Origin of the sequence: Agromyces humatus, from assembly GCF_021228295.1 — a bacterium.
GTDB lineage: Bacteria > Actinomycetota > Actinomycetes > Actinomycetales > Microbacteriaceae > Agromyces > Agromyces humatus.
In genome coordinates, this window is record NZ_JAJQPD010000001.1 from 422,632 (window position 1) to 445,748 (window position 23,117).

Consider the following 23,117-nt stretch of genomic DNA (forward strand, 5'->3'; position numbering starts at 1 on the left):
GCCCGTCAGGATTTGATGTACGGCTTGCCGTCGGCGGCCGGCGCGCGCGACTTTCCGACGAGCCCGGCAACGGCGAAGATCGTGACGACGTACGGCAACATGAGCATGAACTCGCTCGGCACCGGCGAACCGATGACCGACAGCGTGTTCTGCAGGTTCGACGCGAAGCCGAACAGCAGCGCCGCCAGCGTCGCCTTGATCGGATCCCACTGCCCGAAGATCACGGCGGCGAGGGCGATGAAGCCCGCACCCGCGGTCATCTCTTTATTGAACGCGATCCCCGAGCCGATCGTGAAGAAGGTGCCGCCGAGTCCGGCGATCGCCCCGGCCAGCGCGACGTTCCAGAAGCGCGTGCTGTTGACCCTGATGCCGACGGTGTCGGCGGCCTGCGGGTGCTCACCCACGGCCCGAACGCGCAGGCCCCACCTCGTGTGGAAGAGGCCGATGTACACCAGGGCGACCGCGATGTACATGAGGTAGACGATGATCGTCTGACGGAAGAACACCGGACCGATGATCGGGATGTCGCCGAGCACCGGGATGTGCAGCCGGTCGAACCTCGGTGGCGTGTTCAGCGCGGCCGCGTTCGGTGCGAGCACCTGCGAGAAGAAGAAGCTCGTGAGGCCGACGACGAGCACGTTGAGCACGACGCCGACGATGACCTGGTCGACGAAGTACTTGATCGCGAACGCGGCGAGCACCATGCCGACGAGCATGCCGGCGACCATCGCCGCGATGAGTCCCAGCCACGGCTGACCGGTGATCGAGGCGACGACCGCGGCGGTGAACGCGCCGGAGAGGAGCTGGGCCTCGATGGCGATGTTCACCACGCCGGCGCGCTCGCCGATGACGCCCGCGAGCGAGCCGTAGATGAGCGGAACGGCGAGGCTCAGCGACCCGAACAGCAGGCCGATCATCGGCAGGGACGAGCCGGCACCCGCCCAGGTGAGGAAGCCGAACATGAAGAGGAGCGCGAAGACGACGATGAGCCAAAGCGGGACGCGGCGCTTCGAACGCACGAGCAGCACGGAGTACAGCGTGCTCACGGCGAGCAGCGCGACGACCGCCCACAGCGCCTGCATCGCGGGCACGGTGAGGTCGGGCACCTGGATGGCGTCGGTCTCGCGCGACCACCGGTAGGTCGTCTCGCCGGGCCGAGGCGCGAACACCGCGAGGGCGAGCGCGATGAGCGTGAAGATCGCGAAGGCGATCGGGGCCTTCCAGCTCGTCACGACGGTCGTGGCGAGGGCGTCGGGCTGCGGCGCGACGCGGTGGTGCTCTACGGTCCTGCTCACTTCGCCTTCACCCCCTTCGTGTCGGGCTTGCGTGATCGTTTCGGCTTGGAGCCGGGCTGGGGCAGCCCGAAGATCGTGCGCACGAGCGGCGGCGCCGCGATGAAGAGCACGATGAGCGACTGCACGACGAGCACGATCTCGATCGGCACACCCTCTGCCGCCTGCATCGAGAACCCGCCGGCCTTGAACGCGCCGAAGAGGATGCCGGCGGCGAAGGTGCCCCACGGGGTCGAGCGGCCGAGCAGGGCGACCGTGATGGCGTCGAAGCCGATGCCCGCGTCGATGCCCGCGGTGAATCCGGTGGTGACCGTGCCGAGCACCTGGCTCACGCCCGCGAGGCCGAGCAGCGCTCCGGAGATGAGCATCGCGTAGAAGTACATGCCCTTCACGTTGATGCCCGCGACCCGTGCCGCGTTGGGGTTGATGCCGACGGCACGGAACTTGAACCCGAGACTCGAGCGGCTGAGGATCCACCACACGACGATCGTTGCCAGGATCGCGAGGATGAATCCGAAGTGCAGGTTGAACTGCGGGCCCAGGAGGTCGGGGAAGACCGCGTTCGGGTTCATCGCCGGGGTCTTGGGGTTCGACGAGCCCGGCGCCTGCAGCAGGCCGGGGGTTCGCAGCATCCATGACACCAGGTAGAAGGCGACGTAGTTGAGCATGATCGTCACGATCACCTCGTGGGCGCCGGTGCGGGCCTTGAGGAGTCCGGCGATGCCGGCCCAGAGCGCGCCGCCGACGAGGCCGCCGATGAGAGCGACGATCATGTGGATGCCCCACGGCAGGTCGAAGCCGAAGCCGATCCAGCCGGCGACCGATGCCGCGATCAGCATCTGGCCGCGACCACCGATGTTGAACATGCCGACGCGGAACGCGAGGGCCACGCCGAGTCCACCGGCGATGAGCGGGGTCGCGAACGTGAGCGTCTCGGTCAGCGGGCGGATGCCGGCGAGGAAGTCGTCACGACGGAAGTTGTAGACCGATCCCTGGAAGAGGGCGGAGTACGCGCCCGCCACCGACTCCCAGATGGCCAGCAGGGTGTCGCCCGGCCGGGCGAAGAAGTAGCCGCTCGCCGCCTGCACGCGCTCGTCGGTGAACGCGATCATGATCGCCCCCACCAGAAGGGCGAGCACCACGGCCAGCACCGAGATGATCGCATTGCCGGTGGCGATCTGGCGCAGCATGGTCTGCCACTTCGACGGCGGCTGGACCTCGCCGGGCTCGGCCGGAATGCCGGGCCCTGATGCGGTCGCGCGGACGTCGTCGGTCGCGGTGCCGCCCTCGGGCGAGGCTGCGGCGGGCTCTTCGATGGCGACGTCGGCGTCGGGTTCGTTCGCGCCGGGGGCGTCGCCCTTCGGCGGCTGGGGGTCGCTCATGCGGCGGCTCCTTCTGCGGGGACTTCTCCGGCCATCATGAGGCCGAGGACGTCGCGGGGGGTGTCACCGGGGACGATGCCGACGATGCGACCGCGGTACATGACCATGATGCGATCGGCGAGCGCCGCGACCTCGTCGAGCTCGGTCGAGACGACGACGACTGGTACGCCGCTGTCGCGGGCCGCCACGATGCGCTTATGGATGAATTCGATCGAGCCGACGTCGACGCCGCGGGTCGGCTGCGCGGCGACGAGGAGCCTGAGGTCGCGGCTGAGCTCACGAGCGAGCACGACCTTCTGCTGGTTGCCGCCCGACAGTCGCTGCACGTATTCGTTGATGCCCTGGGTGCGGATGTCGAACTCCTCGACCTTCTCGCGCGCGAAGTCGGCGAGATGCGAGCGCTGCAGGTTGCCGGCGCGAACGAACGGCGGCGATTCGCTGCGGTCGAGCATGAGGTTCTCGGCGATCGTGAACTCGCCGACGAGGCCGTCTTCGGTGCGGTCTTCTGGCACGAAGCCGACGCCCGACTCGAGGATGTTGCGGACGCTCTGGCCGACGAGCTCGGTGCCGTCGAGCACGGCCGACCCCTGCACGTGGTGCGCCAACCCCAGCAGCGCCTCGGTGAGCTCGGTCTGGCCGTTGCCCTGCACGCCTGCGACGGCAAGGATCTCGCCGCGACGCACCGTGAAGCTCACGTCGTTCACGACGAGTTGCCCGATGGGATCGACGACCGTCAGGTGATCGACCACGAGCGCGTCGTCGCCGAGCTTGGGCTCGTCTTTCTGCACGGTGAGCTCGACGGCGCGACCGACCATGAGCGAGGCGAGCTCGGCGTTCGACGCGGTCGGCGAGGCTTCGCCGACGACCTTGCCGAGGCGGATCACGGTGATGCGATCGGCGACCTCGCGCACCTCGCGCAGCTTGTGCGTGATGAACACGATCGACTTGCCCTCGGCTTTGAGCTGCCGCATGATCGCCATCAGCTCATCGGTCTCTTGCGGCGTGAGCACGGCGGTCGGCTCGTCGAACACGAGCACCTTCGCGTCGCGCGAGAGCGCCTTGATGATCTCGACGCGCTGCTGCACGCCGACCGGCAGGTCTTCGACGAGCGCGTCGGGGTCGACGTGGAAGCCGAACCGCGCCGCGATCTCGTTCACCTTCGCCCGTGCGGCAGGCAGGTCGAGCAGGCCGCCCGCCCGGGTGGACTCGTTGCCGAGCATGACGTTCTCGGCGACGGTGAAGACGGGGATGAGCATGAAGTGCTGGTGCACCATGCCGATGCCGGCCGCCATCGCGTCGCCAGGGCCCTCGAAGTGCTGCACCTCGTCGTTGAGGAGCACCTCGCCCTCGTCGGCCTGGTACAGGCCGTAGAGCACGTTCATGAGCGTGGACTTGCCGGCACCGTTCTCACCCAGCAGGCAGTGGATCTCTCCAGCCTCTACGGTGAGGTCGATGTGGTCGTTCGCGACCAAGCTTCCGAAACGCTTCGTGATGCCGCGAAGTTGGAGCTTCATGTTCCCGATCCTAGTGATTCGACTGCATCCGTTGCAGTCGCTGCGCGAATGTTGAACGTGTCGGATGTCGCATGCTCAGATGTGGGGTCGATACCCGAGCGCGTGGCCCGACACGCGGAGCGGGGAGGCCGGCAGCCGCCGACCTCCCCGCTCGCATGCCCTCGACTCAGCCCGCGAGGTAGGAGTTGACCGTCACGTCGCCCGCGATGATCGCGGCCCGCAGGTCGTCGAGCTCGCCCTGCAGCGTGTCGGAGACCTGCGACTCGAAGTCGTGGAACGGTGCGACGCCCACGCCCTCGTTCTCGAGCGTGCCGATGAACGGGGTCGGGTCGAACTCGTCGTTGCCCGCGGCGAGCACGGCCTCGTAGGTACCGACGTCGATGCCCTTGAGGATCGAGGTCAGCATCAGGTCGGCGACCGACGGGTCGGTCTCGGTGAAGTCGGCGTCGACGCCGATCATCGCGATGTCGCGGCCGGCCTCGCGCATGGCCGCAGCGGCCGACTGGTAGATCGGGCCGCCGACGGGCAGCAGCACGTCGACGTTCTGGTCGATGAGGCTCTGCGCGGTCTGGCGAGCGGTGTCGTTGGCCTCGAAGCCACCGGTGAAGAGGCCGTCGGTGCCGTCCCAGCCGAGGACCGTGACTGCCTTGCCCTTCTCGGAGCTGTAGTAGTCGACGCCCTGCTTGAAGCCGTCCATGAAGATCGACACGGTCGGGAAGTTCATGCCGCCGAAGGTGCCGACCGTGTTCGTGGTCGTGAAGTCGGCCGCCGCGTAGCCGGCCAGGAACGCCGCCTGCGCCGTGTCGAAGAGGATCGGCTTGATGTTCGGCGCGTCGATCTCGCCGTTGAAGTCGTTGTCGGCCGCGTCGTCGATGATGACGTACTCGAGGTCGGGGTTCGCGAGCGCGGACTCGACCGTGGCGGCCGAGAGGGCGAAGCCCACGGTCACGATCAGGTCGCAGCCCTGGTCGACGAGGCTGACGAGGTTCGGCGCGTAGTCGGTCTCGGCCTGCGACTCGACCGTGATCGGCTCGACGCCGAGCTCTTCGGATGCCTGCGTGAGACCCTCGAAGCTGAGCTGGTTGAACGACTTGTCGTCGAAGCCGCCGGCGTCGGACACCATGCACGGCTGGAAGTCGGGTACGGCAGCCCCGGTCTCAGTCGTTTCCTCGGGGGCCGACGCACAGCCGGCGAGCAGCACGGCTGCGCCCAACAGCGAGAGCCCGCCGAGGGCCGCCTTCTTGGTCATGACCTTCACAGTGTCCTCCAAAGTCCTGCAGCCCCATCGGTCCGGGGGCGTTGTGGTCACGTTACCGAAAGTTGCATCGCGCGCCATCGTGGTTTGCGCCGGTGAAGCCCAATGGTTATGAAGACGCGATCTTCTGCTCATATGAGCAGGACGGAGGCCCCTCGAACGGGGGTCTCGCTGGTCGAGCAGCCGCGCAACGGCGTATCGAGACCTCGCACGTCAGGGTCTCGATGCGCGCTTCGCGCTCCTCGACCGGCGCTCGCTCAGGGCGTGCTCGGCGACTCGACCACGATGTCGCCGGCGATGATCGACGCCCGCAGCCCCTCGATCTCGGCGTCGAGTTCGGCCGAGACGAGCGACGAGAGGTCGTGGTACGGCGCGATCTCGACGCCGCCGTTCTCGAGCGTGCCGACGTACGGCTCGTTCACGAACGAGTCGTCGACGACGTCCCCGACGATCTCGACCATCGCGTCCTGCGTGTTCTTCAGCACGCTCGTGAGGACCACGGGCCGGAACGCCTCGGTCAGGGTCTCGTAGCCGTCGCTGTCGACCCAGATCACCGAGACCCCGCCGCGCTCGACGGCGGCCGACGCCGCCCCCTCGCCGACCTGCCCGGCCACGGGGAGGATCACGTCGGCGCCCTGGTCGATGAACCCCTCGCTCAGCGCCTTGCCCTTGTTGATGTCCTCGAAGTCGCCGGTGAACGCCCCGTCTTGCGTCGCCTTGTCCCAGCCGAGTGCGCGCACGTCGGTGCCGTGCACCTCGTTGTACTCGGCGACGCCGTCGACGAAGCCGTCCATGAACAGGGTCACGGGCGGCTGGTTGCCGCCGCCGAACGTGGCGACGACGCCGGTCTTCGACACCCCCGCCGCGAGGTAGCCGGCGAGGTACGACGCCTGCGCGGTGTCGAAGATGACCGGCTTCACGTTCGGCGCCTCGACGATCTCGTCGACGATCGCGAACGCGAGGTCGGGGTTCTTGCCGGCCTGGTCGAGCGTGGACTCGGCCAGCTCGAACCCGACCGTGACGACGAGCTCGCAGCCCGACCCGGCGGCCTGCTCGACATTGGGGGCGAGGTCGGTCTCGCCGGTCGAGACGAGCGCCTCGGCCTCGACGCCGAACTCCGCCTCGGCCGCCTGCAGCCCCTCCCACGTCGACTGGTTGAACGAGCGGTCCTCGAGACCGCCCGAATTCGTCACCATGCGTACGCAGGTCTCGGATGCAGCGACCCCGTCGCCGGCGTCGGGCGCGGGTGCGCACGAGACGAGGAGTGCGGATGTCGCGACCAGCACGGCCCCGACGGAGAAACGCCGACCCTGGGACATCCGCTACCTCGTTCTCTCCGCCGGGATGCTGAATTACAGCACGTCGCTCGAGCCGCCGAGCCGCAGGGCGTCGACGACCGCCTTCACCCGCTGCGCGTGCTCGCTCGTTGTGACGAGGAGCGCGTCGGGCGTGTCCACCACGACGATATCGTGCACGCCGATGAGGCTGATGACCCGTTTCGACCGGCTCACGACGATGCCGCTGGATGCGTCGGCGAGCACGCGAGCGTTCTCGCCGAGGATCGCGAGCTCGCCCGACCGGCCGGCGGTGTTGAGCTTCGCGAGCGAGGCGAAGTCGCCCACGTCGTCCCACTGGAAGTGGCCGCGGATGACGGCGAGGCGGCCGGCCGCCGCCGCCGGTTCGGCGACCGAGTAGTCGATCGCGATCTTCTCGAGTCTCGGCCAGATGCGGTCGACGGCCGGGCCGCGGGTCGCCGGGTCGTCCCAGGCGGCCGCGAGCTCGACGAGCCCCGCGTGCAGCTCGGGCTTGTTGCGGGCGATCTCGGCGAGCAACGTGTCGGCGCGGGCGATGAACATGCCGGCGTTCCAGAGGTGTCGTCCGCCGGCGAGATAGCGCTTGGCCGTCGCGAGGTCGGGCTTCTCGACGAAGCTCGACACCGCCTCGGCGTGTTCGGCTCCGGCGATGTCGAGCGCCGCGCCGCACTCGATGTACCCGAACCCGACCGCCGGCTCGGTCGGGGTGATGCCGATCGTGGCGATGTAGCCGGCGGCGGCGGCGGCGACCGCCTCGGTGACGGCCTGCCGGAAGAGCGCATCGCCCGAGATCACGTGGTCGGCGGCGAACGAGCCGATGATCACGCCGGGCTCGCGGCGCTCGAGGATCGCCGCGGCGAGGCCGATCGCGGCCGTCGAGTCGCGCGGCTCGCTCTCGAGCACGATGTTCGCGTCGGACAGCCCGGGGAGCTGGGCTTCGACCGCGGCGCGGTGGGCGCGGCCGGTGACGACCATGATGCGCTGCTCGCCCGAGAGCGGAGCGAGCCGGTCCCACGTGTCCTTCAGCAGGGTCTGCCCGGAGCCGGTCAGGTCGTGCAGGAACTTCGGCGCGTCGGCACGGGAGAGCGGCCAGAGGCGGGAGCCGACGCCGCCCGCGGGGATGACCGCGTAGAACCGGTCGAGAGGCTGGTCCAGATGCATCCGCTCAGGATAGCGGGCGTCGGCGCACCTCCGTCGACGGCATGGATGTCTCGACGTCAAGACATCAGGCGGACCACAGGGGCGCCGCGGTCCGGAACGTCGGACTACACTCGGGATCGGGCCGTTGCGCCCCCAGATGCCCGCTCGAGCCGGGCAGGATTCATCCCAGGGAGGGTTGTTCATGCCAGAGAACTCGGCAGGAACCCTGGTCACACCCGCGAAGCCGGCGAAAGAGAAGCCGGGCGGCACGCTCTACCGCGGTCGCGAGGGCATGTGGTCATGGGTGCTGCACCGCATCACGGGTGTCGCCATCTTCTTCTTCCTGCTCGTGCACATCCTCGACACGGCACTCGTGCGAGTGAGCCCCGAGGCGTACAACGCCGTGATCGGCACCTACCAGACGCCCATCATGGGCCTCGGCGAGGTCGCACTGGTCGGCGCCATCGTGTTCCACGCCTTCAACGGGCTGCGCATCATCCTCGTCGACTTCTGGTCGTGGGCCACGCGCAACCAGAAGGTGCTCTTCTACATCGTCGTCGCGCTCTGGCTCATCACGATGCTCGCCTTCACGCCGCGGCACCTCATCAACGTCTTCAGCCACTAGTACGGGGAACGACAGTGACGAACACCATCGAAGCACCCCGGAGCCCGGCACGGCCCGCGCGCAAGCGCGGCACCAACTGGGAGAAGTGGGGCTGGATCTACATGCGCGCCTCGGGCGTCGTGCTCATCGTGCTCATCTTCGGCCACCTGTTCATGAACCTCATCGTGGGCGACGGCGTCAGCGCCATCGACTTCGGCTTCGTCGCCGGCAAGTGGGCCGACCCGTTCTGGCAGTGGTGGGACGTGCTGATGCTCTGGCTGGCACTCATCCACGGCGCCAACGGCATGCGCACGATCGTGAACGACTACACGAACCCGGGAACGGTGCAGAAGGTGCTGAAGGGCGCGCTGTTCGCGGCCGCGGCCGTGCTCATCGTCCTCGGCACGCTCGTGGTCTTCACCTTCGACCCGTGCCCGCCCGTCGCAGCCGACGCGGCCGACCTGCTCCCCTCGTTCTGTTCCGCATAGGAGATCCGTGAACACCCAGACCGCCGACGCCGAGACCCAGGTCATCGACGGCGTCCACCACCATCAGTTCGACATCGTCATCGTGGGCGCCGGCGGAGCCGGCATGCGTGCCGCGATCGAGGCGGGCCCCGGCGCGAAGACCGCGGTCATCTCCAAGCTGTACCCCACCCGGTCGCACACCGGTGCGGCGCAGGGCGGCATGGCCGCCGCGCTCGCCAACGTCGAGGAAGACAGCTGGGAGTGGCACACGTTCGACACCGTCAAGGGCGGCGACTACCTCGTCGACCAGGACGCCGCCGAGATCCTCGCGAAAGAGGCGATCGACGCGGTCATCGACCTCGAGAACATGGGCCTGCCGTTCAACCGCACCCCTGAGGGCAAGATCGACCAGCGACGGTTCGGCGGTCACACCCGCGACCACGGCAAGGCGCCCGTGCGCAGAGCCTGCTACGCGGCCGACCGCACCGGTCACATGATCCTGCAGACGCTCTTCCAGAACTGCGTCAAGCTCGGCATCAACTTCTTCAACGAGTACTACGTGCTCGACCTCGTCATGACCGAGGTCGACGGCGTCCAGAAGCCGTCGGGCGTCGTCGCCTACGACCTGGCCTCCGGCGAGCTTCACGTCTTCCAGGCGAAGGCCGTGATCTTCGCCACGGGCGGCTTCGGCAAGATCTACAAGACCACCTCGAACGCGCACACGCTCACCGGCGACGGCGTCGGCATCATCTGGCGCAAGGGCCTGCCCCTCGAGGACATGGAGTTCTTCCAGTTCCACCCGACCGGTCTCGCCGGCCTCGGCATCCTGCTGACCGAAGGCGCGCGGGGCGAGGGCGCCATCCTGCGCAACGCCTCGGGCGAGCGCTTCATGGAGCGCTACGCCCCCACCATCAAAGACCTGGCACCACGCGACATCGTCGCCCGCTGCATGGTGAAAGAGGTGGCCGAGGGCCGCGGCGCCGGCCCGCACAAGGACTACGTCTACCTCGACTGCACCCACCTCGGCGCCGAGGTGCTCGAGACGAAGCTCCCCGACATCACCGAGTTCGCGCGCACGTACCTCGGCGTCGACCCGGTCTTCGAGCCGGTGCCGGTGATGCCGACCGCGCACTACGCCATGGGCGGCATCCCCACCAACAACAAGGCCGAGGTGCTCAGCGACAACACCACGGTCGTTCCCGGCCTCTACGCGGCGGGCGAGTGCGCCTGCGTCTCGGTGCACGGCTCGAACCGCCTCGGCACCAACTCGCTGCTCGACATCAACGTCTTCGGCAAGCGCGCGGGCAACAATGCCGTCGAATACGTCAAGACCGTCGACTTCACCCCCCTGCCCGACGATCCCGCCCGCGCCGTGCGCGACCTGCTCGCGCAGCTGCGCGACTCCGACGGCACCGAGCGCATCGCCACGATCCGCAAGGAGCTGCAGGACGAGATGGACAAGAGCGCCCAGGTGTTCCGCACCGACGAGTCGCTCGCCCACGTCACGCAGGTCATCGCCGGCCTGCGCGAGCGCTACCGGAACATCGCGGTGCACGACAAGGGCAAGCGGTTCAACACCGACCTGCTCGAAGCGGTCGAGCTCGGGTTCCTGCTCGACCTCGCCGAGGTCGTGGTGTACTCGGCGCGCAATCGCAAAGAGAGCCGCGGCGGCCACATGCGCGACGACTTCCCCGACCGCGACGACGCCAACTACATGCAGCACACGATGGCCTACCTCTCGGGCGATGCGCACTCGTCCGATGCGGCCGACCACATCCGGCTCGATTGGAAACCGGTCGTCGTGACGCGCTACCAGCCGATGGAGAGGAAGTACTGACGTGAGCACTGCAACGCTCGAGGCCCGATCGACCGAAGCCGCGGTCCAGTCGTTCACCGTCACGTTCCTGATCCGCCGCTTCGACCCCGATGTCGACACCGAGCCGCGCTGGCAGGACTTCGACGTCGAGATGTACGCCACCGACCGCGTGCTCGACGCGCTGCACAAGATCAAGTGGGAGCAGGACGGCTCGCTCACGTTCCGCCGCTCCTGCGCGCACGGCATCTGCGGCTCCGATGCGATGCGCATCAACGGCCGCAACCGGCTGGCCTGCAAGACGCTCATCAAGGACCTCGACATCTCGAAGCCGATCTACGTGGAGGCCATCAAGGGCCTGCCCCTCGAGAAGGACCTCATCGTCGACATGGAGCCGTTCTTCGCGAGCTTCCGCGACGTTCAGCCGTTCCTGGTCTCGAACAGCGCCCCTGAGCCGGGCAAGGAGCGCGTGCAATCGGTCGCTGAGCGCGCCCGCTTCGATGACACCACCAAGTGCATCCTCTGCGCCGCGTGCACCTCGTCGTGCCCCGTGTTCTGGACCGACGGCCAGTACTTCGGCCCCGCCGCGATCGTGAACGCGCACCGCTTCATCTTCGACTCGCGCGACGACAACGCACAGACCCGCCTCGACATCCTCAACGACACCGAGGGCGTGTGGCGCTGCCGCACGACCTTCAACTGCACCGACGCATGCCCGCGCGGCATCGAGGTCACGAAGGCGATCGCCGAGGTCAAGCAGGCCGTCATGCGCGGCAAGCCGTAGGCTTCCGCGCTCGGCGGGAGAGGCAGCGTGAGCGAGCGCACGGGGAGCCGGTCGGGCGACCACGGTCGCCCGCTCGAGGCGCCGCCCGCGGCATCCGCTGCGGCACCCGACGGTGCCGAACCCGCCGCGTCGGCCAAAGAGCGATTCAACGCGTTCACCGAGCCCATCCGTGAACGCTTCGAGGAGCCGATCAGCACGGTCGGCACCATCACGCAGAAGACGCTCTCGCTGTTCCCCGTGCGGGTGTGGCGCCACTTCCTGTACCAGAACGGGTTCATCCTCTCGTCGGGGCTCAGCTACCAGGCGCTCTTCGCGATCTTCGCGGCGCTGTACGTCGTGCTCGCGGTCGCGGGAATCTGGCTGACGGGCAATGAGGCGACGCTCGACGCGTTCGTGACGCTGCTCAACACCTACGCGCCCGGGCTCATCGGTCCGACCGGCGTGCTCACGACCGACGAGCTCACCGAGATCGCCACCCAGAGCACGAGCCTGTTCGGCTGGACCGGCGCCGTCGCCCTCGCGGGCCTCATCTGGACGGCCATCGCGTGGATCACCTACGCGCGAACCGCCGTGCGCAGCATCTTCGGACTGCCGAAGGACACGCGAGCCTACGTGCTGCTGAAAGCGCGGGACTTCCTCGCAGGGTTGGCGTTCGGCACGATCCTCCTGATCGCCACGGGCCTGTCGGTCGCGACGACGTCGTTCCTCGACTGGCTGCTCGGACTCGTGGGGCTCGACAGCGGCTCTGGCTGGTCGGACTTCCTCGTGCAGGCCGGCGCGTTCCTCGTCGTGTTCGCGATCGACACGCTGGCCCTCGCCGTCATGTTCCGGTTCCTCTCGGGAGCGGCCATGCCGTGGCGGCGCGTGTGGGTCGGCTCGCTGCTGGGTTCGGCGGCGCTGTCGGCACTGCAGCTGCTCGGAGGGTTCCTGCTCGGCCGGGCCTCCACCAACCCGCTGCTCGCGACGTTCGCCGTGTTCATCGGAATGCTGCTCTGGTTCCGCATCACGAGCATCATCATCCTGGTCGCGGCGAGCTGGATCGCCGTCGAGGCCGCCGATGCCCATGAGTCGCTGCGCAAGGTGACCCCCGAGCAGCTCGCCGCCGAACAGCTCGAGCGCGAGCAGGAGGCGCTCGTCACGGCGGCGCGAGTGCGCGTTCGCGAGGCCGCCGCCGACGCGGCCGCCGCGAACTGGATGGGGCGGTTCGCGGCGAAGCGTCGCCTCGACCGGGCCGAATCCGAACTCGCCGAGCTCGAGGCATCCGCACCCGCCGAACCGCCGCGAAAGCACGTCGGAGGCCTCCCCTAGGATCGAATGCATGCCCTCTGCGAAGCCCCTCCGTCTCGCCAGCGTCAACGTCAACGGGGTGCGCGCCTCGTTCCGAAAGGGCATGGGCGAGTGGCTGGCCGCTCGCGATGTCGACATCCTCGCCATGCAAGAGGTGCGCGCGTCGATCGAAGATCTGCAGGGCCTGCTCGGCGACGACTGGGACATCCTGCACGATCCCGCGACCGCGAAGGGTCGCGCCGGCGTCGCGATCGCGAGCCGCAACCGCGCCCACATCCATCGGGTCGAACTCGGCGCCCCCGACTTCGACAGCGCCGGCCGCTGGCTCGAAGCCGACTACGAGGTGGGCGGGCGGGTGCTCACGGTCGTGTCGGCCTACGTGCACTCGGGTGAAGACGGCACGCCCAAGCAGGTCGAGAAGTACCGATTCCTCGATGCGATGGAAGCGCGCATGCCGCGGCTCGTCGAGCACGCCGAGCTCGCGGTCATCGTCGGCGACCTGAACGTCGGCCACCGCACGCTCGACATCAGGAACTGGAAGGGCAACGTCAAGAAGGCCGGTTTCCTGCCGCGCGAGCGCGAGTACTTCGACCGGTTCGTGGGTGCCGAAGACGCACCCGACTACAACGCGGGCGCGGGCCTCGGCTGGGTCGACGTCGGCCGCAGGTCCGCGGGCGAGGTCGACGGCCCCTACACGTGGTGGTCGATGCGCGGCAAGGCGTTCGACACCGACACCGGGTGGCGCATCGACTACCACCTGGCGTCACCGGCACTCGCCGCGACCGTGAAGACGTACACGGTCGACCGTGCCGCGGCCTACGACGAGCGATGGTCCGACCACTCCCCGGTCGTCGTCGACTACGCCATCTGACCATCCCTCCCACGCATTAGGACGCTGAACACATGACCTCCATCCCCCCGGTCGTCTTCTCGGGCATGCAGCCCTCGAGCGACTCGCTCCACCTCGGCAACTACCTCGGCGCGCTCGTCAACTGGGTCGCCCTGCAAGACGAGTACGACCCCATCTACTGCGTCGTCGACCTGCATGCGATCACCGTTGCGCAAGACCCCAAGGCGCTGCACGACAACGTCCGTCGCACGGCCGCGCAGTACATCGCCGCGGGCGTCGACGTCGAGCGCTCGACGCTGTTCGTGCAGTCGCACGTCCCGGCGCACACCGAGCTGGCGTGGGTGCTCGGCACGATCACCGGTTTCGGCGAGGCGAGCCGCATGACGCAGTTCAAAGACAAGTCGGCACGGCAGGGCGCCGACGCCACCACGGTCGGCCTGTTCACGTACCCCGTGCTCATGGCAGCCGACATCCTGCTCTACGGAACCGAGCTCGTGCCCGTGGGCGACGACCAGCGCCAGCACCTCGAGCTCACGCGCGACCTCGCTGGGCGCTTCAACTCGCGCTTCGGCGAGACGTTCGTCGTGCCCGAGGCGCTGATCCCCAAAGAGTCGGCCCGCATCTACGACCTGCAGGAGCCGAGGGCCAAGATGTCGAAGTCGGCGGCCTCAGAGGCGGGTCTCGTGAAGCTCATGGACGACCCCGCGGTCACGGCGAAGAAGTTCAAGAGCGCCGTCACCGATACCGAGCGCGACATCCGGTACGACCCGGCGACGAAGCCCGGCATCTCGAACCTGCTCGACATCTACGCGGCGACGACGGGCGAGTCCATCGCCGACCTCGAGCAGCGCTATGCCGGCCGCGGGTACGGCGACCTCAAGAAGGAGCTCGCCGAGGTCGTCGTCGACCGGCTCACGCCGATCCGTGCCCGCACGCTCGAGCTGCTCGAAGACCCTGCCGAGCTCGACCGGTTGCTCGCGGTCGGTGCCGAGCGCGCGAGCGCGCGCGCGGAGCGCATCCTGCGCGAGGTCTACGACCGTGTCGGCTTCGTGCGTCGGGGCTGACATGCTTCCGGTGACCCTGCGCACGGCGCGACTCGTGCTCGACCTCCCGGTCGAACGCGACATCGGGCCGGTCACCCGGCATTGTCAAGACCCGCTCTTCGAGCGAGTCCTCACGACACCCTGGCCGTACACCGAGCAGCATGCGCGTGGGTTCCTCACCGAGTACGTCCCCGCCGCGTGGGAGTCCGGGTCCGAACTGACCTGGGCCGTCCGCACCGCCGACGGCGCGCCGCTCATCGGCGTGATCAGCCTGCGCGCCGAGCGCGGCGAGCTCGGATTCTGGCTCGGCGCCGAGCACCGCGGTTCGGCCTACATGGCCGAGGCGACCAATGCCGTGTGCGAGTGGGCGCTCGACGGCGGCCAGCGCGGCCTCGAGGTCGTCCTCTGGCGGGCGAACGAAGGCAACATCGCGTCGGCCATGGTGGCGCGCGCAGCGGGATTCCGTCGCACGACGCCTGCCGACAGCACCGTTCCCGGCCGCGACGGCGCGACCCTCGCGGGCTGGTGCGCCGAGCGCCGAGCCGTCGCCGACCCCGACGCGTACGCGAGCTGGGAGCCGATCCTCGGGCGCACCCGATGACGGGCGCCGCCGCGGGGTCGCCGATCGTGCTGTTCGACCTCGACGACACCCTCATGGCACATCGCGCCGCCGTCGACGCGGGCATCGCGCTGCATATGACCGAACGGGCATACGAGGCCGAGCACGCCCGGGCGCAACAGCTCTGGCACGATCTCGAAGAGGAGCACTACCACGCCTATCTGGCGGGCCGGCTGACCTTCGAGGGCCAGCGCAGGGCGCGAGCACGCGACTTCGCGCTCGCGCACGGTGAAGAACTCGACGAGCTCGCCGCGGGCGCGTGGTTCGCCCGCTACTTCGAGCGCTATCGCGAGTCGTGGTCGCTGCACGACGACGCGCTCCCGGCACTCGACGCCATCGGTGACGCGCTGCCGGGCGTGCGGTTCGGCATCATCACGAACGGTGAGCTCGACTTCCAGCGGGCGAAGCTCGAGCGGCTCGGCATCCTCGACCGATTCGGCCATGTCATCGCCTCGGGCGATGTCGGCATCGCCAAGCCCGACCCCGGCATCTTCGAGTTCGCCATCGCGCGCTTCGAGGCCGACGCGCCCGTCAGCGCCGCGGCCTATGTCGGCGACCGGCTCGTGACCGATGCCATCGGCGCAGCCGCGGCACGGCTCCTCGGCGTGTGGCTGAATCGCTCGGGCGCGGCGATGGCCGACGATGAAGCGGAGTCGGCAGCGTCGGTCGGCGTCGTCGAGATCGCCTCGCTCACCGAACTCGCGCCGCTCCTCGCCGAGCGCTTCGCCGTCTGATCGGCGGGCGCGGCACGCGCAGCCGGACGGCGGGCGCGGCACGCGGGGCCGCGGGGCGCGCTGCGGTCGGACAGCGCACAGCGCACAGCGCACAGCGCGACGAGAACGGGTCGGGCGCACCCCCATGCGCACCGACCCGCCCCCTCACCGTACGTGCGGTGAGATCCTATGCGACGTCGTCGTCGACCCAATCGAGGGTCTTCGAGACGGCCTTCTTCCAGTTGCGGTCGAGACGCTCGCGCTCGCCCGCCTCCATCGAGGGCGTCCAGCGACGGTCCTCCTGCCAGTTCGCGCGCAGGTCGTCGAGGTTCGACCAGAAGCCCACCGCAAGACCGGCGGCGTAGGCCGCGCCGAGTGCCGTGGTCTCGGCGACCACCGGTCGCACGACGGGCACCCCGAGGATGTCGGCCTGGAACTGCAGCAGGGTGTCGTTGGCGGTCGCCCCACCGTCGACGCGCAGCTCGGTGAGGTCGATCCCCGCGTCGGCGTTCACCGCCTCCACCACATCACGCGTCTGGAACGCGATCGCCTCGAGCGCCGCACGTGCGATGTGCCCCTTGTTCACGTAGCGCGTGAGGCCCACGAGCGCGCCGCGCGCGTCGGGGCGCCAGTACGGGGCGAAGAGCCCCGAGAACGCCGGCACGAAGTATGCGCCGCCGTTGTCCTCGACCGACTTCGCGAGTTCCTCGACCTCGGCCGCCGACGAGATGAGCCCGAGGTTGTCGCGCAGCCACTGGATGAGCGACCCCGTCACCGCGATCGATCCCTCGAGCGCGTAGTGCACCGGCTGCTCGCCGAGCTTGTACCCGACGGTGGTGAGCAGGCCGTTCTTCGAGTGGACGATCTCCTCGCCGGTGTTGAAGATCAGGAAGTTGCCGGTGCCGTAGGTGTTCTTGGCCTCGCCCGCGTCGAACGCGGCCTGGCCGAAGGTCGCGGCCTGCTGGTCGCCCAGGATGCCGGCGATCGGCGTCTCGCGCAGCAGCGAGTGCTCGTTCGCGACGCCGTAGACCTCGGACGACGACCGGATCTCGGGGAGCATCGAGCGTGGCACGCCGAACGCGGCGAGGATCTCGTCGTCCCATTGCAGGGTCTCGAGGTCCATGAACATCGTGCGACTCGCGTTCGTGACATCCGTCGCGTGCACGCCGCCCTCGACACCGCCGGTGAGGTTCCAGAGCACCCACGTGTCGGTCGTACCGAACAGCAGGTCGCCCGCCTCGGCCTTCTCGCGTGCGCCGGGCACGTTCTCGAGGATCCAGACGATCTTCGTGCCCGAGAAGTAGGTCGCGAGCGGCAGGCCGACCTGCTGCTTGAACCGCTCGACGCCGCCGTCGGTCGCGAGCCGGTCGACGATCGCCTGCGTACGGGTGTCCTGCCAGACGATCGCGTTGTACACGGGCTCGCCGGTGGTGCGATCCCAGACCACGGCGGTCTCGCGCTGGTTCGTGATGCCGACCGCGGCGATGTCGTGCCGGGTGAGGTTGGCCTTGCCGAGCGCCTGGCCGATGACCTCCCCGGTGTTGCGCCAGATCTCGGCCGGGTCGTGCTCGACCCAGCCTGCCCGGGGGAAGATCTGCTGGTGCTCGAGTTGGCCGGTCGAGACGATCGACCCTGCCTTGTCGAAGATGATCGCGCGCGACGAGGTGGTGCCCTGGTCGATCGCGAGGATGTAGTCAGCCATCTGAGAACTCCGTTGCTTCAGTGAATGGGTGGTGAGCGGTGATGGTGAGCGGATGCCGCGACTCAGCCGAGGAGCGGCAGCAGCGGAATCGCGGCCCAGCCGGCGAGCAGTCCGCCGATGATCGGACCGACGACGGGAACCCACGCGTAGGCCCAGTCCGACCCGCCCTTGCCCGCGATGGGCAGGACGGCGTGGGCGATGCGCGGACCGAGGTCGCGGGCGGGGTTGATCGCGTACCCGGTCGGACCGCCGAGCGACGCGCCGATACCGATGACGAGCAGTGCGACGGGCAGGGCGCCGAGCGCGGCGAGGCCCGAGGCGTCGCCCTGGCGGCCGAAGCCGATGACGACGAAGACGAGCACGAAGGTGCCGATGATCTCGGTGACGAGGTTCCAGCCGTACGAGCGGATGGCGGGGCCGGTCGAGAACACGCCCAGCTTGTTCGCGGGCTCGGGCTCGGCGTCGAAGTGCTGCTTGTAGGCGAGCCAGGCCACGACGGCGCCGAGGAACGCGCCGAGCAGCTGCGCTCCGATGTAGGTCAGCACCGAGACGACGCCGACCGGAACGACGGCGCCGAACGCCGGGTTGCCGAACTCGGTGGCACCGTTCGCGACGAGTCCGAGCGTGACGGCGGGGTTGATGTGCGCGCCCGACGCGTAGGCGACGATGACGCCGGCGAACACCGCGAGGCCCCAGCCGAAGTTCACCATCAGGAACCCGCCGTTGAAGCCCTTGTTCTTCGCGAGCGCGACGTTGGCGACGACGCCGCAGCCGAGCAGCACGAGCAGCGCCGTGCCGACGAGTTCCGAGAGGAACACGATTCCGAGATTGTCCACGTTGACCTTCCTTCGAGAGTGAGCGGGCGGATGTCGCTTCCGCCCGCCGAGAGCACCGGACTTGGCCGGCCCCGATGAAGCTACCGGGCTATCGGGGCCGGATCAGGCCGTTCAGGGTGCACATCCGTGCAGATTCGGGCGTGGGTCGAGGAGCGACGCAGGAGCGTCTCGAGACCCGCCGGCCTGTGGGCGAGGGTTTCGAGACGCGTCCTCCTTCGTCGGGTGCTCCTCAACCCACCGGAATCTCGAGCTGGGCGAGCGCGACGCCGTGGCGCTCGGCGAGCACGCGACGCGCCTCCGCGACCTCGGCGGCACGACGTGCGTCGTCCCACCCGAGTTCCGCGGCGACGAGGTCGGCGAGCTCGTCGAGGAGCGGCGCGGTCAGTGTGCCGGTGAACGCGATGCTGGTGCGGCGCTGCACGAGGTCGAGCAGGTGCACGACGCGCTCGTTGCGCACGAGCCACTGGATCTCGCCGCGGGTGTATCCGGCGTGGTGCTCGAGCGCGAGGTCCTCGGCACCTTCGACCTCGCCGAGGAGGTCTGCGGCGCGGGTGCCGTACCGCTCGAGGAGCGCTTCGGCGCGGGCGTTGCCGACCTCATCGCCGTGCGACACGATCCACACGCGACGGGCGTCGTCGGTCGCCGGGTACCCTGCACCGCCACCGACCGCGAGTCCCCTCGTGGAACGCACACGCTCCCGCCCGAGGAGCCCCAGGACCTCGTCCGACAGATGCTCGGCGAGGGCTCGGAACGTGGTCCACTTGCCGCCGACGAGGCTCAGCAGCGTGGTGCCCGGCCGCTCCGCGACATCCGCCCGCTCGATGCGGTAGTCGCGGCTCACGAAACCGGGTTGGGTGTCGTCGTGACGCGGCAGCGGGCGGACGCCCGAGAATCGGTAGACGATCTGCGACCGCTCGACGCTGATGGCTGGGAAAACGTGCGCGATGAGCTCGAGGAAGTAGTCGACCTCGTCGTCGGTGCACACCGCGGGCTCGCGCATGTCGTGGTCGAGGTCGGTCGTGCCGACCATGACGCGGTCCTTCAGAGGGTAGATGAGGACGATGCGTCCGTCCTCGTGCTCGAAGAAGATCTCGCGCCCCGCGGTCGCCGCGAGCAGCTCGGGGTGCTCGAGCACGATGTGCGATCCCTTCGTGCCGCCCATGAACCGCGACGCGCGACCGAGCTGCGCGTTCGTGAGGTCGGTCCAGGGTCCCGACGCGTTGACGACGACGTCCGCGGCGATCGCGAACTCCTCGCCCGTGATCCCGTCACGCACCCGCACACCGTCGGCATCGAGCCCGACGGCCTCGAGGTGGTTGGCGGCCCGCGCGTGGGGGCCAGTCACGAGACCGTCGAAGAGCACGTCGAGGGCGAGCCGTTCCGGGTCGTGCATGCTCGCGTCGAAGTAGGTCGCGGTGTACTTCACCTCGGGGTTGAGCGCCGGCAGTTCGGCGAGCGATCGGGTGCGGCCGTGGAAGCGGTGGCGGGGCACGGCTCCCCCGTCGCGCGAGAAGGCGTCGTAGATGGTCAGGCCGGCCTTGATGAGCGCGGCGCCGCGCTCGGTGGGCTTGCCCTGCCGGTGCGTCAGGAAGCGCAGCGGCGCTGAGACGATGCCCGAGAAGGTCGAGAAGATCGGCACGGTCGTCTCGAGCGGCTTGACGTAGTGCGGCGCGATCCGGATGAGGGCATTGCGCTCCTGCACGGATTCCCTGACGAGCCGGAACTCGCCGTTCTCGAGGTAGCGGATGCCGCCGTGGATCATGTGGGACGAGGCCGACGACGCGCCCGACACGAAGTCGTCACGCTCGACGAGCACCACGTCGACGCCCTGCAGCGCGAGGTCGCGGAAGGTCGCGATGCCGTTGATGCCGGCACCGATGATGACCACGTCGGCGGTGGGCCGGTCGCGGAGGTCGGCGACCTCGGGTCGGAGGCGCGGGGCACCGCCGCGGTCGTGTCGCTGCATGGTCGTGGGGTTCGCAGACATCGCTGTCCTCTTCTCGATGCGGGTGGGTACTCGAATGCGAATCCATCGGCCGCGGCCGGCTTGCGCCGGACGGGTCCGGTGTGGATGAATACATGGTGTGCATGCGCGCACGCTATTGCAAGCCGTGTGCACATACGTGCAACGGAGACGAAGATGATCGAGAACGAGCCGGGCGAGCCCGGAACCGTGTCGGGCAGGATGCGCGACGCGCTGCGTGCGGCGCACCTCTACTACATGCAGGACCTCACGATGGATGCGATCGCGCACGAGCTGCACACCTCGCGATCCTCGATCTCACGCCTGTTGAGCCATGCCCGGGCGAGCGGACTTGTCGAGATCTCGATCCACTCGCCGCTCGACCTGCCGAGCCGCATCGAGCAGGAGATCCTCGAACGCCACGAGGTGCATGCGCAGGTCGTGCCCGTGCCCGACCATGCGAGCGACGTCGACCGCCTCGACCGTGTCGCCCTCTCGGCTGCACGGATTCTCGGCCAGTACGTGGACTCGAACCAGACGATCGGCGTCGCGTGGGGATCCACGATGACGGCCATGAGTCGCCACCTCGTCCCGAAGGCGACGCACAACACCGAGATCGTGCAGCTCAACGGCGCCGGGAACGTGCGCACCACCGGAATCCTCTACGCGAGCGAACTGCTGCGACGGTTCGGTGACGCGTTCGGCGCCCGGGTGCAGCAATTCCCCGTTCCGGCATTCTTCGACGACCCCGAGACGAGGCGGGCGTTCTGGCGCGAACGCTCGACTCGGCGTCTGCTCGACCTGCAGAGCCGCATGGACGTGGCCCTGTTCGGCCTCGGCTCCCCGTTCGCCGAGGTTCCCAGTCACGTCTACCAGGGCGGATACCTCGAACGAGCCGACTACGAGGCGCTCAGCCGCGACGGCGCCGTCGGCGACGTCGCCACGGTGTTCTATCGCGCCGACGGCACGACCGACGGCATCGCATTGAACGAACGTGCGACCGGACCCGACTTCTCGGTGCTGCGTCGTGCCCCGCGCCGGGTCTGCGTGGTCTCGGGCAAGGCCAAGCTCGACAGCCTGCGCGGCGCGCTCGCCGCAGGGCTCATCACCGACCTCATCGTCGACGAGGGCACGGCCCGCGCCCTGATCGAGTCACGTGCCTGATGACTCGCGGCGACGCGGGAATACTTCGCCGTCGCACGCGTTGACGTAGAATCGACACGACAAACGTGCTCCGGGGTCGGTGTAATTCCGAACCGGCGGTTACAGTCCGCGAGCTGGGTGCGTTCGATCGAGAGATCGGGCGCGTGCAGTTGAACCGGTGGAATTCCGGTACCGACGGTGAAAGTCCGGATGGGAGGCGGCACGTGTCGGCGACGCGCAGCGTCGTCGACCTGTTCGGCTGCGCCGAGCATCCCCGGAGACCTGAAGACAGGACGAGGGATGACCACGGGAGCGCACACGATGGCGGATGCCGCGGCGATGCGCCGCGCGCTCGAGCTCGCCACGCGCGGCCCCTCACGCGGGGTGAACCCGAGGGTCGGTTGCGTGATCCTCTCGCACGCCGGCGACGTCATCGCCGAGGGCTGGCACCGTGGAGCCGGCACGGCCCACGCCGAGGTCGACGCGCTCTCGAAGCTGGCGCCGGGTGCCGCCGAGGGCGCCACCGCAGTGGTGACCCTCGAGCCCTGCAATCACACCGGGCGCACGGGCCCCTGCGCCGAGGCCCTCGTCGAGGCCGGCGTCGCCCGCGTCGTGTACGCGGTGGCCGACCCCGGCGACCACTCAGCGGGCGGTGCGCAACGCCTGCGCGACGCGGGCGTCGCGGTCACCGGCGGCGTACTCGTCGACGAGGCCGAGGCCCTGCTCGAGGACTGGCTGTTCGCCGCCCGCAACCGCCGCCCCCGGGTCATCGTGAAATGGGCGTCGAGCCTCGACGGTCGCGCCGCAGCGGCCGACGGCACGAGCCAGTGGATCACCGGTCCGGCCGCGCGGGCCGACGTGCACCGCCGCCGCTCCCGCGCCGACGCCATCGCGGTCGGCACGGGAACGGTGCTCGCCGACGACCCCGCGCTCACCGCGCGTGATCCGGGCGGCCAGTTCTACGACGCGCAGCCAACGCCCGTGGTGTTCGGCCGGCGCGCCGTGCCCGCCGACGCGTCGATCACCCGTCACCCGCACGCGCCCATGTTCTTCACCGGCACCGACCTGACCGCCGATCTCGAGGAACTGCAGCGGCGGGGCATCCGATCGCTCTTCATCGAGGGCGGGCCGACGCTCGCGAGCGCCTTCATCGCAGCCGGCCTCGTCGACGAACTGCTCGTCTACCTCGCACCCGCCCTGCTCGGCGGCCCTCGGCTCGCGCTCGGCGACCTCGGCATCGCATCCATCGACGGCGCGCAGCGCTTCGACTTCACCAGCATCGAACGACTCGGCGACGACGTACTGCTCGTCGCGCACCCGAAACAGGCCGCAGACACCGATTCGCGCCCCGCGCGACTCGATCCCGGCCCCGACCAGCACCGTTGAGAGGAACCGAC

The 23,117-nt window shown here is 69.1% G+C and carries 20 protein-coding genes and 1 riboswitch; of the genes, 11 read left to right on the top strand and 9 right to left on the bottom strand.

Annotated features, from left to right (window positions below; all coding sequences use genetic code 11):
- Positions 1-5 precede the first annotated feature (5 nt).
- The 6 genes from LSF15_RS01930 to LSF15_RS01955 form a co-directional block, all read right to left on the bottom strand.
- Positions 6-1,295 carry an ABC transporter permease gene (locus tag LSF15_RS01930; RefSeq protein ID WP_232496831.1) on the bottom strand — a complete coding sequence of 430 codons (1,290 nt, stop codon included), beginning with the start codon at positions 1,293-1,295 and terminating at the stop codon, positions 6-8.
- The gene (locus LSF15_RS01935) at positions 1,292-2,674 is read right to left on the bottom strand and encodes an ABC transporter permease (protein ID WP_232496832.1); all 1,383 of its coding nucleotides are present in this window, start codon (positions 2,672-2,674) and stop codon (positions 1,292-1,294) included. The genes LSF15_RS01930 and LSF15_RS01935 overlap by 4 nt, the downstream gene beginning before the upstream one ends.
- Entirely contained in the window at positions 2,671-4,188 is a 1,518-nt protein-coding gene (locus LSF15_RS01940; protein ID WP_232496833.1) for an ABC transporter ATP-binding protein, read from the bottom strand. Before LSF15_RS01940 ends, LSF15_RS01935 begins: the two co-directional genes overlap by 4 nt.
- Before the next feature lie 166 nt (positions 4,189-4,354).
- On the bottom strand, positions 4,355-5,446 hold the full coding sequence (locus LSF15_RS01945) for a BMP family lipoprotein (RefSeq protein WP_232496834.1): 1,092 nt from the start codon (positions 5,444-5,446) through the stop codon (positions 4,355-4,357).
- A 254-nt stretch (positions 5,447-5,700) separates the two neighbouring features.
- On the bottom strand, positions 5,701-6,762 hold the full coding sequence (locus tag LSF15_RS01950; RefSeq protein ID WP_232496835.1) for a BMP family lipoprotein: 1,062 nt from the start codon (positions 6,760-6,762) through the stop codon (positions 5,701-5,703).
- 33 nt (positions 6,763-6,795) lie between these two features.
- The gene (locus LSF15_RS01955) at positions 6,796-7,917 is read right to left on the bottom strand and encodes a mannose-1-phosphate guanylyltransferase (protein ID WP_232496836.1); all 1,122 of its coding nucleotides are present in this window, start codon (positions 7,915-7,917) and stop codon (positions 6,796-6,798) included.
- A gap of 181 nt (positions 7,918-8,098) precedes the next feature.
- Here LSF15_RS01955 and sdhC point away from each other — a divergent pair, with 181 nt between their 5' ends.
- The 9 genes from sdhC to LSF15_RS02000 are packed head-to-tail and all read left to right on the top strand — an operon-like array spanning position 8,099 to position 16,097.
- Positions 8,099-8,521 (top strand): succinate dehydrogenase, cytochrome b556 subunit, encoded by a 423-nt coding sequence (gene sdhC, locus LSF15_RS01960; RefSeq protein WP_232496837.1) that lies wholly within the window; start codon positions 8,099-8,101, stop codon positions 8,519-8,521.
- Between the two features lie 14 nt (positions 8,522-8,535).
- The gene (locus LSF15_RS01965) at positions 8,536-8,988 is read left to right on the top strand and encodes a succinate dehydrogenase hydrophobic membrane anchor subunit (protein WP_232496838.1); all 453 of its coding nucleotides are present in this window, start codon (positions 8,536-8,538) and stop codon (positions 8,986-8,988) included.
- Between the two features lie 7 nt (positions 8,989-8,995).
- Positions 8,996-10,804, top strand: coding sequence for a succinate dehydrogenase flavoprotein subunit (sdhA, locus tag LSF15_RS01970; RefSeq protein WP_232496839.1), 1,809 nt, complete (start codon positions 8,996-8,998; stop codon positions 10,802-10,804).
- A 1-nt stretch (position 10,805) separates the two neighbouring features.
- A complete protein-coding gene (locus tag LSF15_RS01975) occupies positions 10,806-11,564 on the top strand; it encodes a succinate dehydrogenase iron-sulfur subunit (RefSeq protein ID WP_232496840.1) in 759 nt (252 codons plus the stop codon).
- Positions 11,565-11,591: 27 nt separating this feature from the next.
- The gene (locus LSF15_RS01980; RefSeq protein ID WP_232496841.1) at positions 11,592-12,872 is read left to right on the top strand and encodes a YihY/virulence factor BrkB family protein; all 1,281 of its coding nucleotides are present in this window, start codon (positions 11,592-11,594) and stop codon (positions 12,870-12,872) included.
- Between the two features lie 10 nt (positions 12,873-12,882).
- Complete coding sequence (locus tag LSF15_RS01985; protein ID WP_232496842.1) at positions 12,883-13,722, top strand: exodeoxyribonuclease III; 840 nt, start codon at positions 12,883-12,885, stop codon at positions 13,720-13,722.
- Between the two features lie 32 nt (positions 13,723-13,754).
- A complete protein-coding gene (gene trpS / locus LSF15_RS01990) occupies positions 13,755-14,765 on the top strand; it encodes a tryptophan--tRNA ligase (RefSeq protein ID WP_232496843.1) in 1,011 nt (336 codons plus the stop codon).
- Between the two features lies 1 nt (position 14,766).
- Complete coding sequence (locus LSF15_RS01995; protein ID WP_232496844.1) at positions 14,767-15,345, top strand: GNAT family N-acetyltransferase; 579 nt, start codon at positions 14,767-14,769, stop codon at positions 15,343-15,345.
- Positions 15,342-16,097, top strand: a complete 756-nt coding sequence (locus LSF15_RS02000; protein ID WP_232496845.1) for an HAD family hydrolase — start codon at positions 15,342-15,344, stop codon at positions 16,095-16,097. The genes LSF15_RS01995 and LSF15_RS02000 overlap by 4 nt, the downstream gene beginning before the upstream one ends.
- 166 nt (positions 16,098-16,263) lie before the next feature.
- On the opposite strand, the gene glpK is transcribed toward LSF15_RS02000, so the two are convergent.
- The 3 genes from glpK to LSF15_RS02015 all read right to left on the bottom strand — a co-directional run bounded on the left by glpK (position 16,264) and on the right by LSF15_RS02015 (position 20,601).
- Positions 16,264-17,778, bottom strand: a complete 1,515-nt coding sequence (gene glpK, locus LSF15_RS02005; RefSeq protein WP_232496846.1) for a glycerol kinase GlpK — start codon at positions 17,776-17,778, stop codon at positions 16,264-16,266.
- Between the two features lie 62 nt (positions 17,779-17,840).
- Positions 17,841-18,614 carry an MIP/aquaporin family protein gene (locus tag LSF15_RS02010; RefSeq protein WP_232496847.1) on the bottom strand — a complete coding sequence of 258 codons (774 nt, stop codon included), beginning with the start codon at positions 18,612-18,614 and terminating at the stop codon, positions 17,841-17,843.
- A 229-nt stretch (positions 18,615-18,843) separates the two neighbouring features.
- A complete protein-coding gene (locus tag LSF15_RS02015) occupies positions 18,844-20,601 on the bottom strand; it encodes a glycerol-3-phosphate dehydrogenase/oxidase (RefSeq protein ID WP_372459877.1) in 1,758 nt (585 codons plus the stop codon).
- A 153-nt stretch (positions 20,602-20,754) separates the two neighbouring features.
- Here LSF15_RS02015 and LSF15_RS02020 point away from each other — a divergent pair, with 153 nt between their 5' ends.
- Together LSF15_RS02020 and ribD are read left to right on the top strand one after the other, a co-directional pair.
- Positions 20,755-21,741 (top strand): sugar-binding transcriptional regulator, encoded by a 987-nt coding sequence (locus tag LSF15_RS02020; protein ID WP_232496848.1) that lies wholly within the window; start codon positions 20,755-20,757, stop codon positions 21,739-21,741.
- A 61-nt stretch (positions 21,742-21,802) separates the two neighbouring features.
- Positions 21,803-21,948: riboswitch (FMN riboswitch) on the top strand.
- A 72-nt stretch (positions 21,949-22,020) separates the two neighbouring features.
- Positions 22,021-23,106 carry a bifunctional diaminohydroxyphosphoribosylaminopyrimidine deaminase/5-amino-6-(5-phosphoribosylamino)uracil reductase RibD gene (ribD, locus tag LSF15_RS02025; RefSeq protein WP_232496849.1) on the top strand — a complete coding sequence of 362 codons (1,086 nt, stop codon included), beginning with the start codon at positions 22,021-22,023 and terminating at the stop codon, positions 23,104-23,106.
- The last annotated feature ends 11 nt before the right edge of the window (positions 23,107-23,117 follow it).

What these genes read in the sequence shown, in the direction of transcription:
- LSF15_RS01935 (WP_232496832.1), bottom strand. Translation starts at nt 2,674, where the DNA reads ATGAGCGACCCCCAGCCGCCGAAGGGCGACGCCCCCGGCGCGAACGAA.
- LSF15_RS01940 (WP_232496833.1), bottom strand. Translation starts at nt 4,188, where the DNA reads ATGAAGCTCCAACTTCGCGGCATCACGAAGCGTTTCGGAAGCTTGGTC.
- LSF15_RS01950 (WP_232496835.1), bottom strand. Translation starts at nt 6,762, where the DNA reads ATGTCCCAGGGTCGGCGTTTCTCCGTCGGGGCCGTGCTGGTCGCGACA.
- LSF15_RS01955 (WP_232496836.1), bottom strand. Translation starts at nt 7,917, where the DNA reads ATGCATCTGGACCAGCCTCTCGACCGGTTCTACGCGGTCATCCCCGCG.
- sdhC (WP_232496837.1), top strand. Translation starts at nt 8,099, where the DNA reads ATGCCAGAGAACTCGGCAGGAACCCTGGTCACACCCGCGAAGCCGGCG.
- LSF15_RS01985 (WP_232496842.1), top strand. Translation starts at nt 12,883, where the DNA reads ATGCCCTCTGCGAAGCCCCTCCGTCTCGCCAGCGTCAACGTCAACGGG.
- trpS (WP_232496843.1), top strand. Translation starts at nt 13,755, where the DNA reads ATGACCTCCATCCCCCCGGTCGTCTTCTCGGGCATGCAGCCCTCGAGC.
- LSF15_RS01995 (WP_232496844.1), top strand. Translation starts at nt 14,767, where the DNA reads ATGCTTCCGGTGACCCTGCGCACGGCGCGACTCGTGCTCGACCTCCCG.
- LSF15_RS02000 (WP_232496845.1), top strand. Translation starts at nt 15,342, where the DNA reads ATGACGGGCGCCGCCGCGGGGTCGCCGATCGTGCTGTTCGACCTCGAC.
- glpK (WP_232496846.1), bottom strand. Translation starts at nt 17,778, where the DNA reads ATGGCTGACTACATCCTCGCGATCGACCAGGGCACCACCTCGTCGCGC.
- LSF15_RS02015 (WP_372459877.1), bottom strand. Translation starts at nt 20,601, where the DNA reads ATGTCTGCGAACCCCACGACCATGCAGCGACACGACCGCGGCGGTGCC.
- LSF15_RS02020 (WP_232496848.1), top strand. Translation starts at nt 20,755, where the DNA reads ATGATCGAGAACGAGCCGGGCGAGCCCGGAACCGTGTCGGGCAGGATG.
- ribD (WP_232496849.1), top strand. Translation starts at nt 22,021, where the DNA reads ATGACCACGGGAGCGCACACGATGGCGGATGCCGCGGCGATGCGCCGC.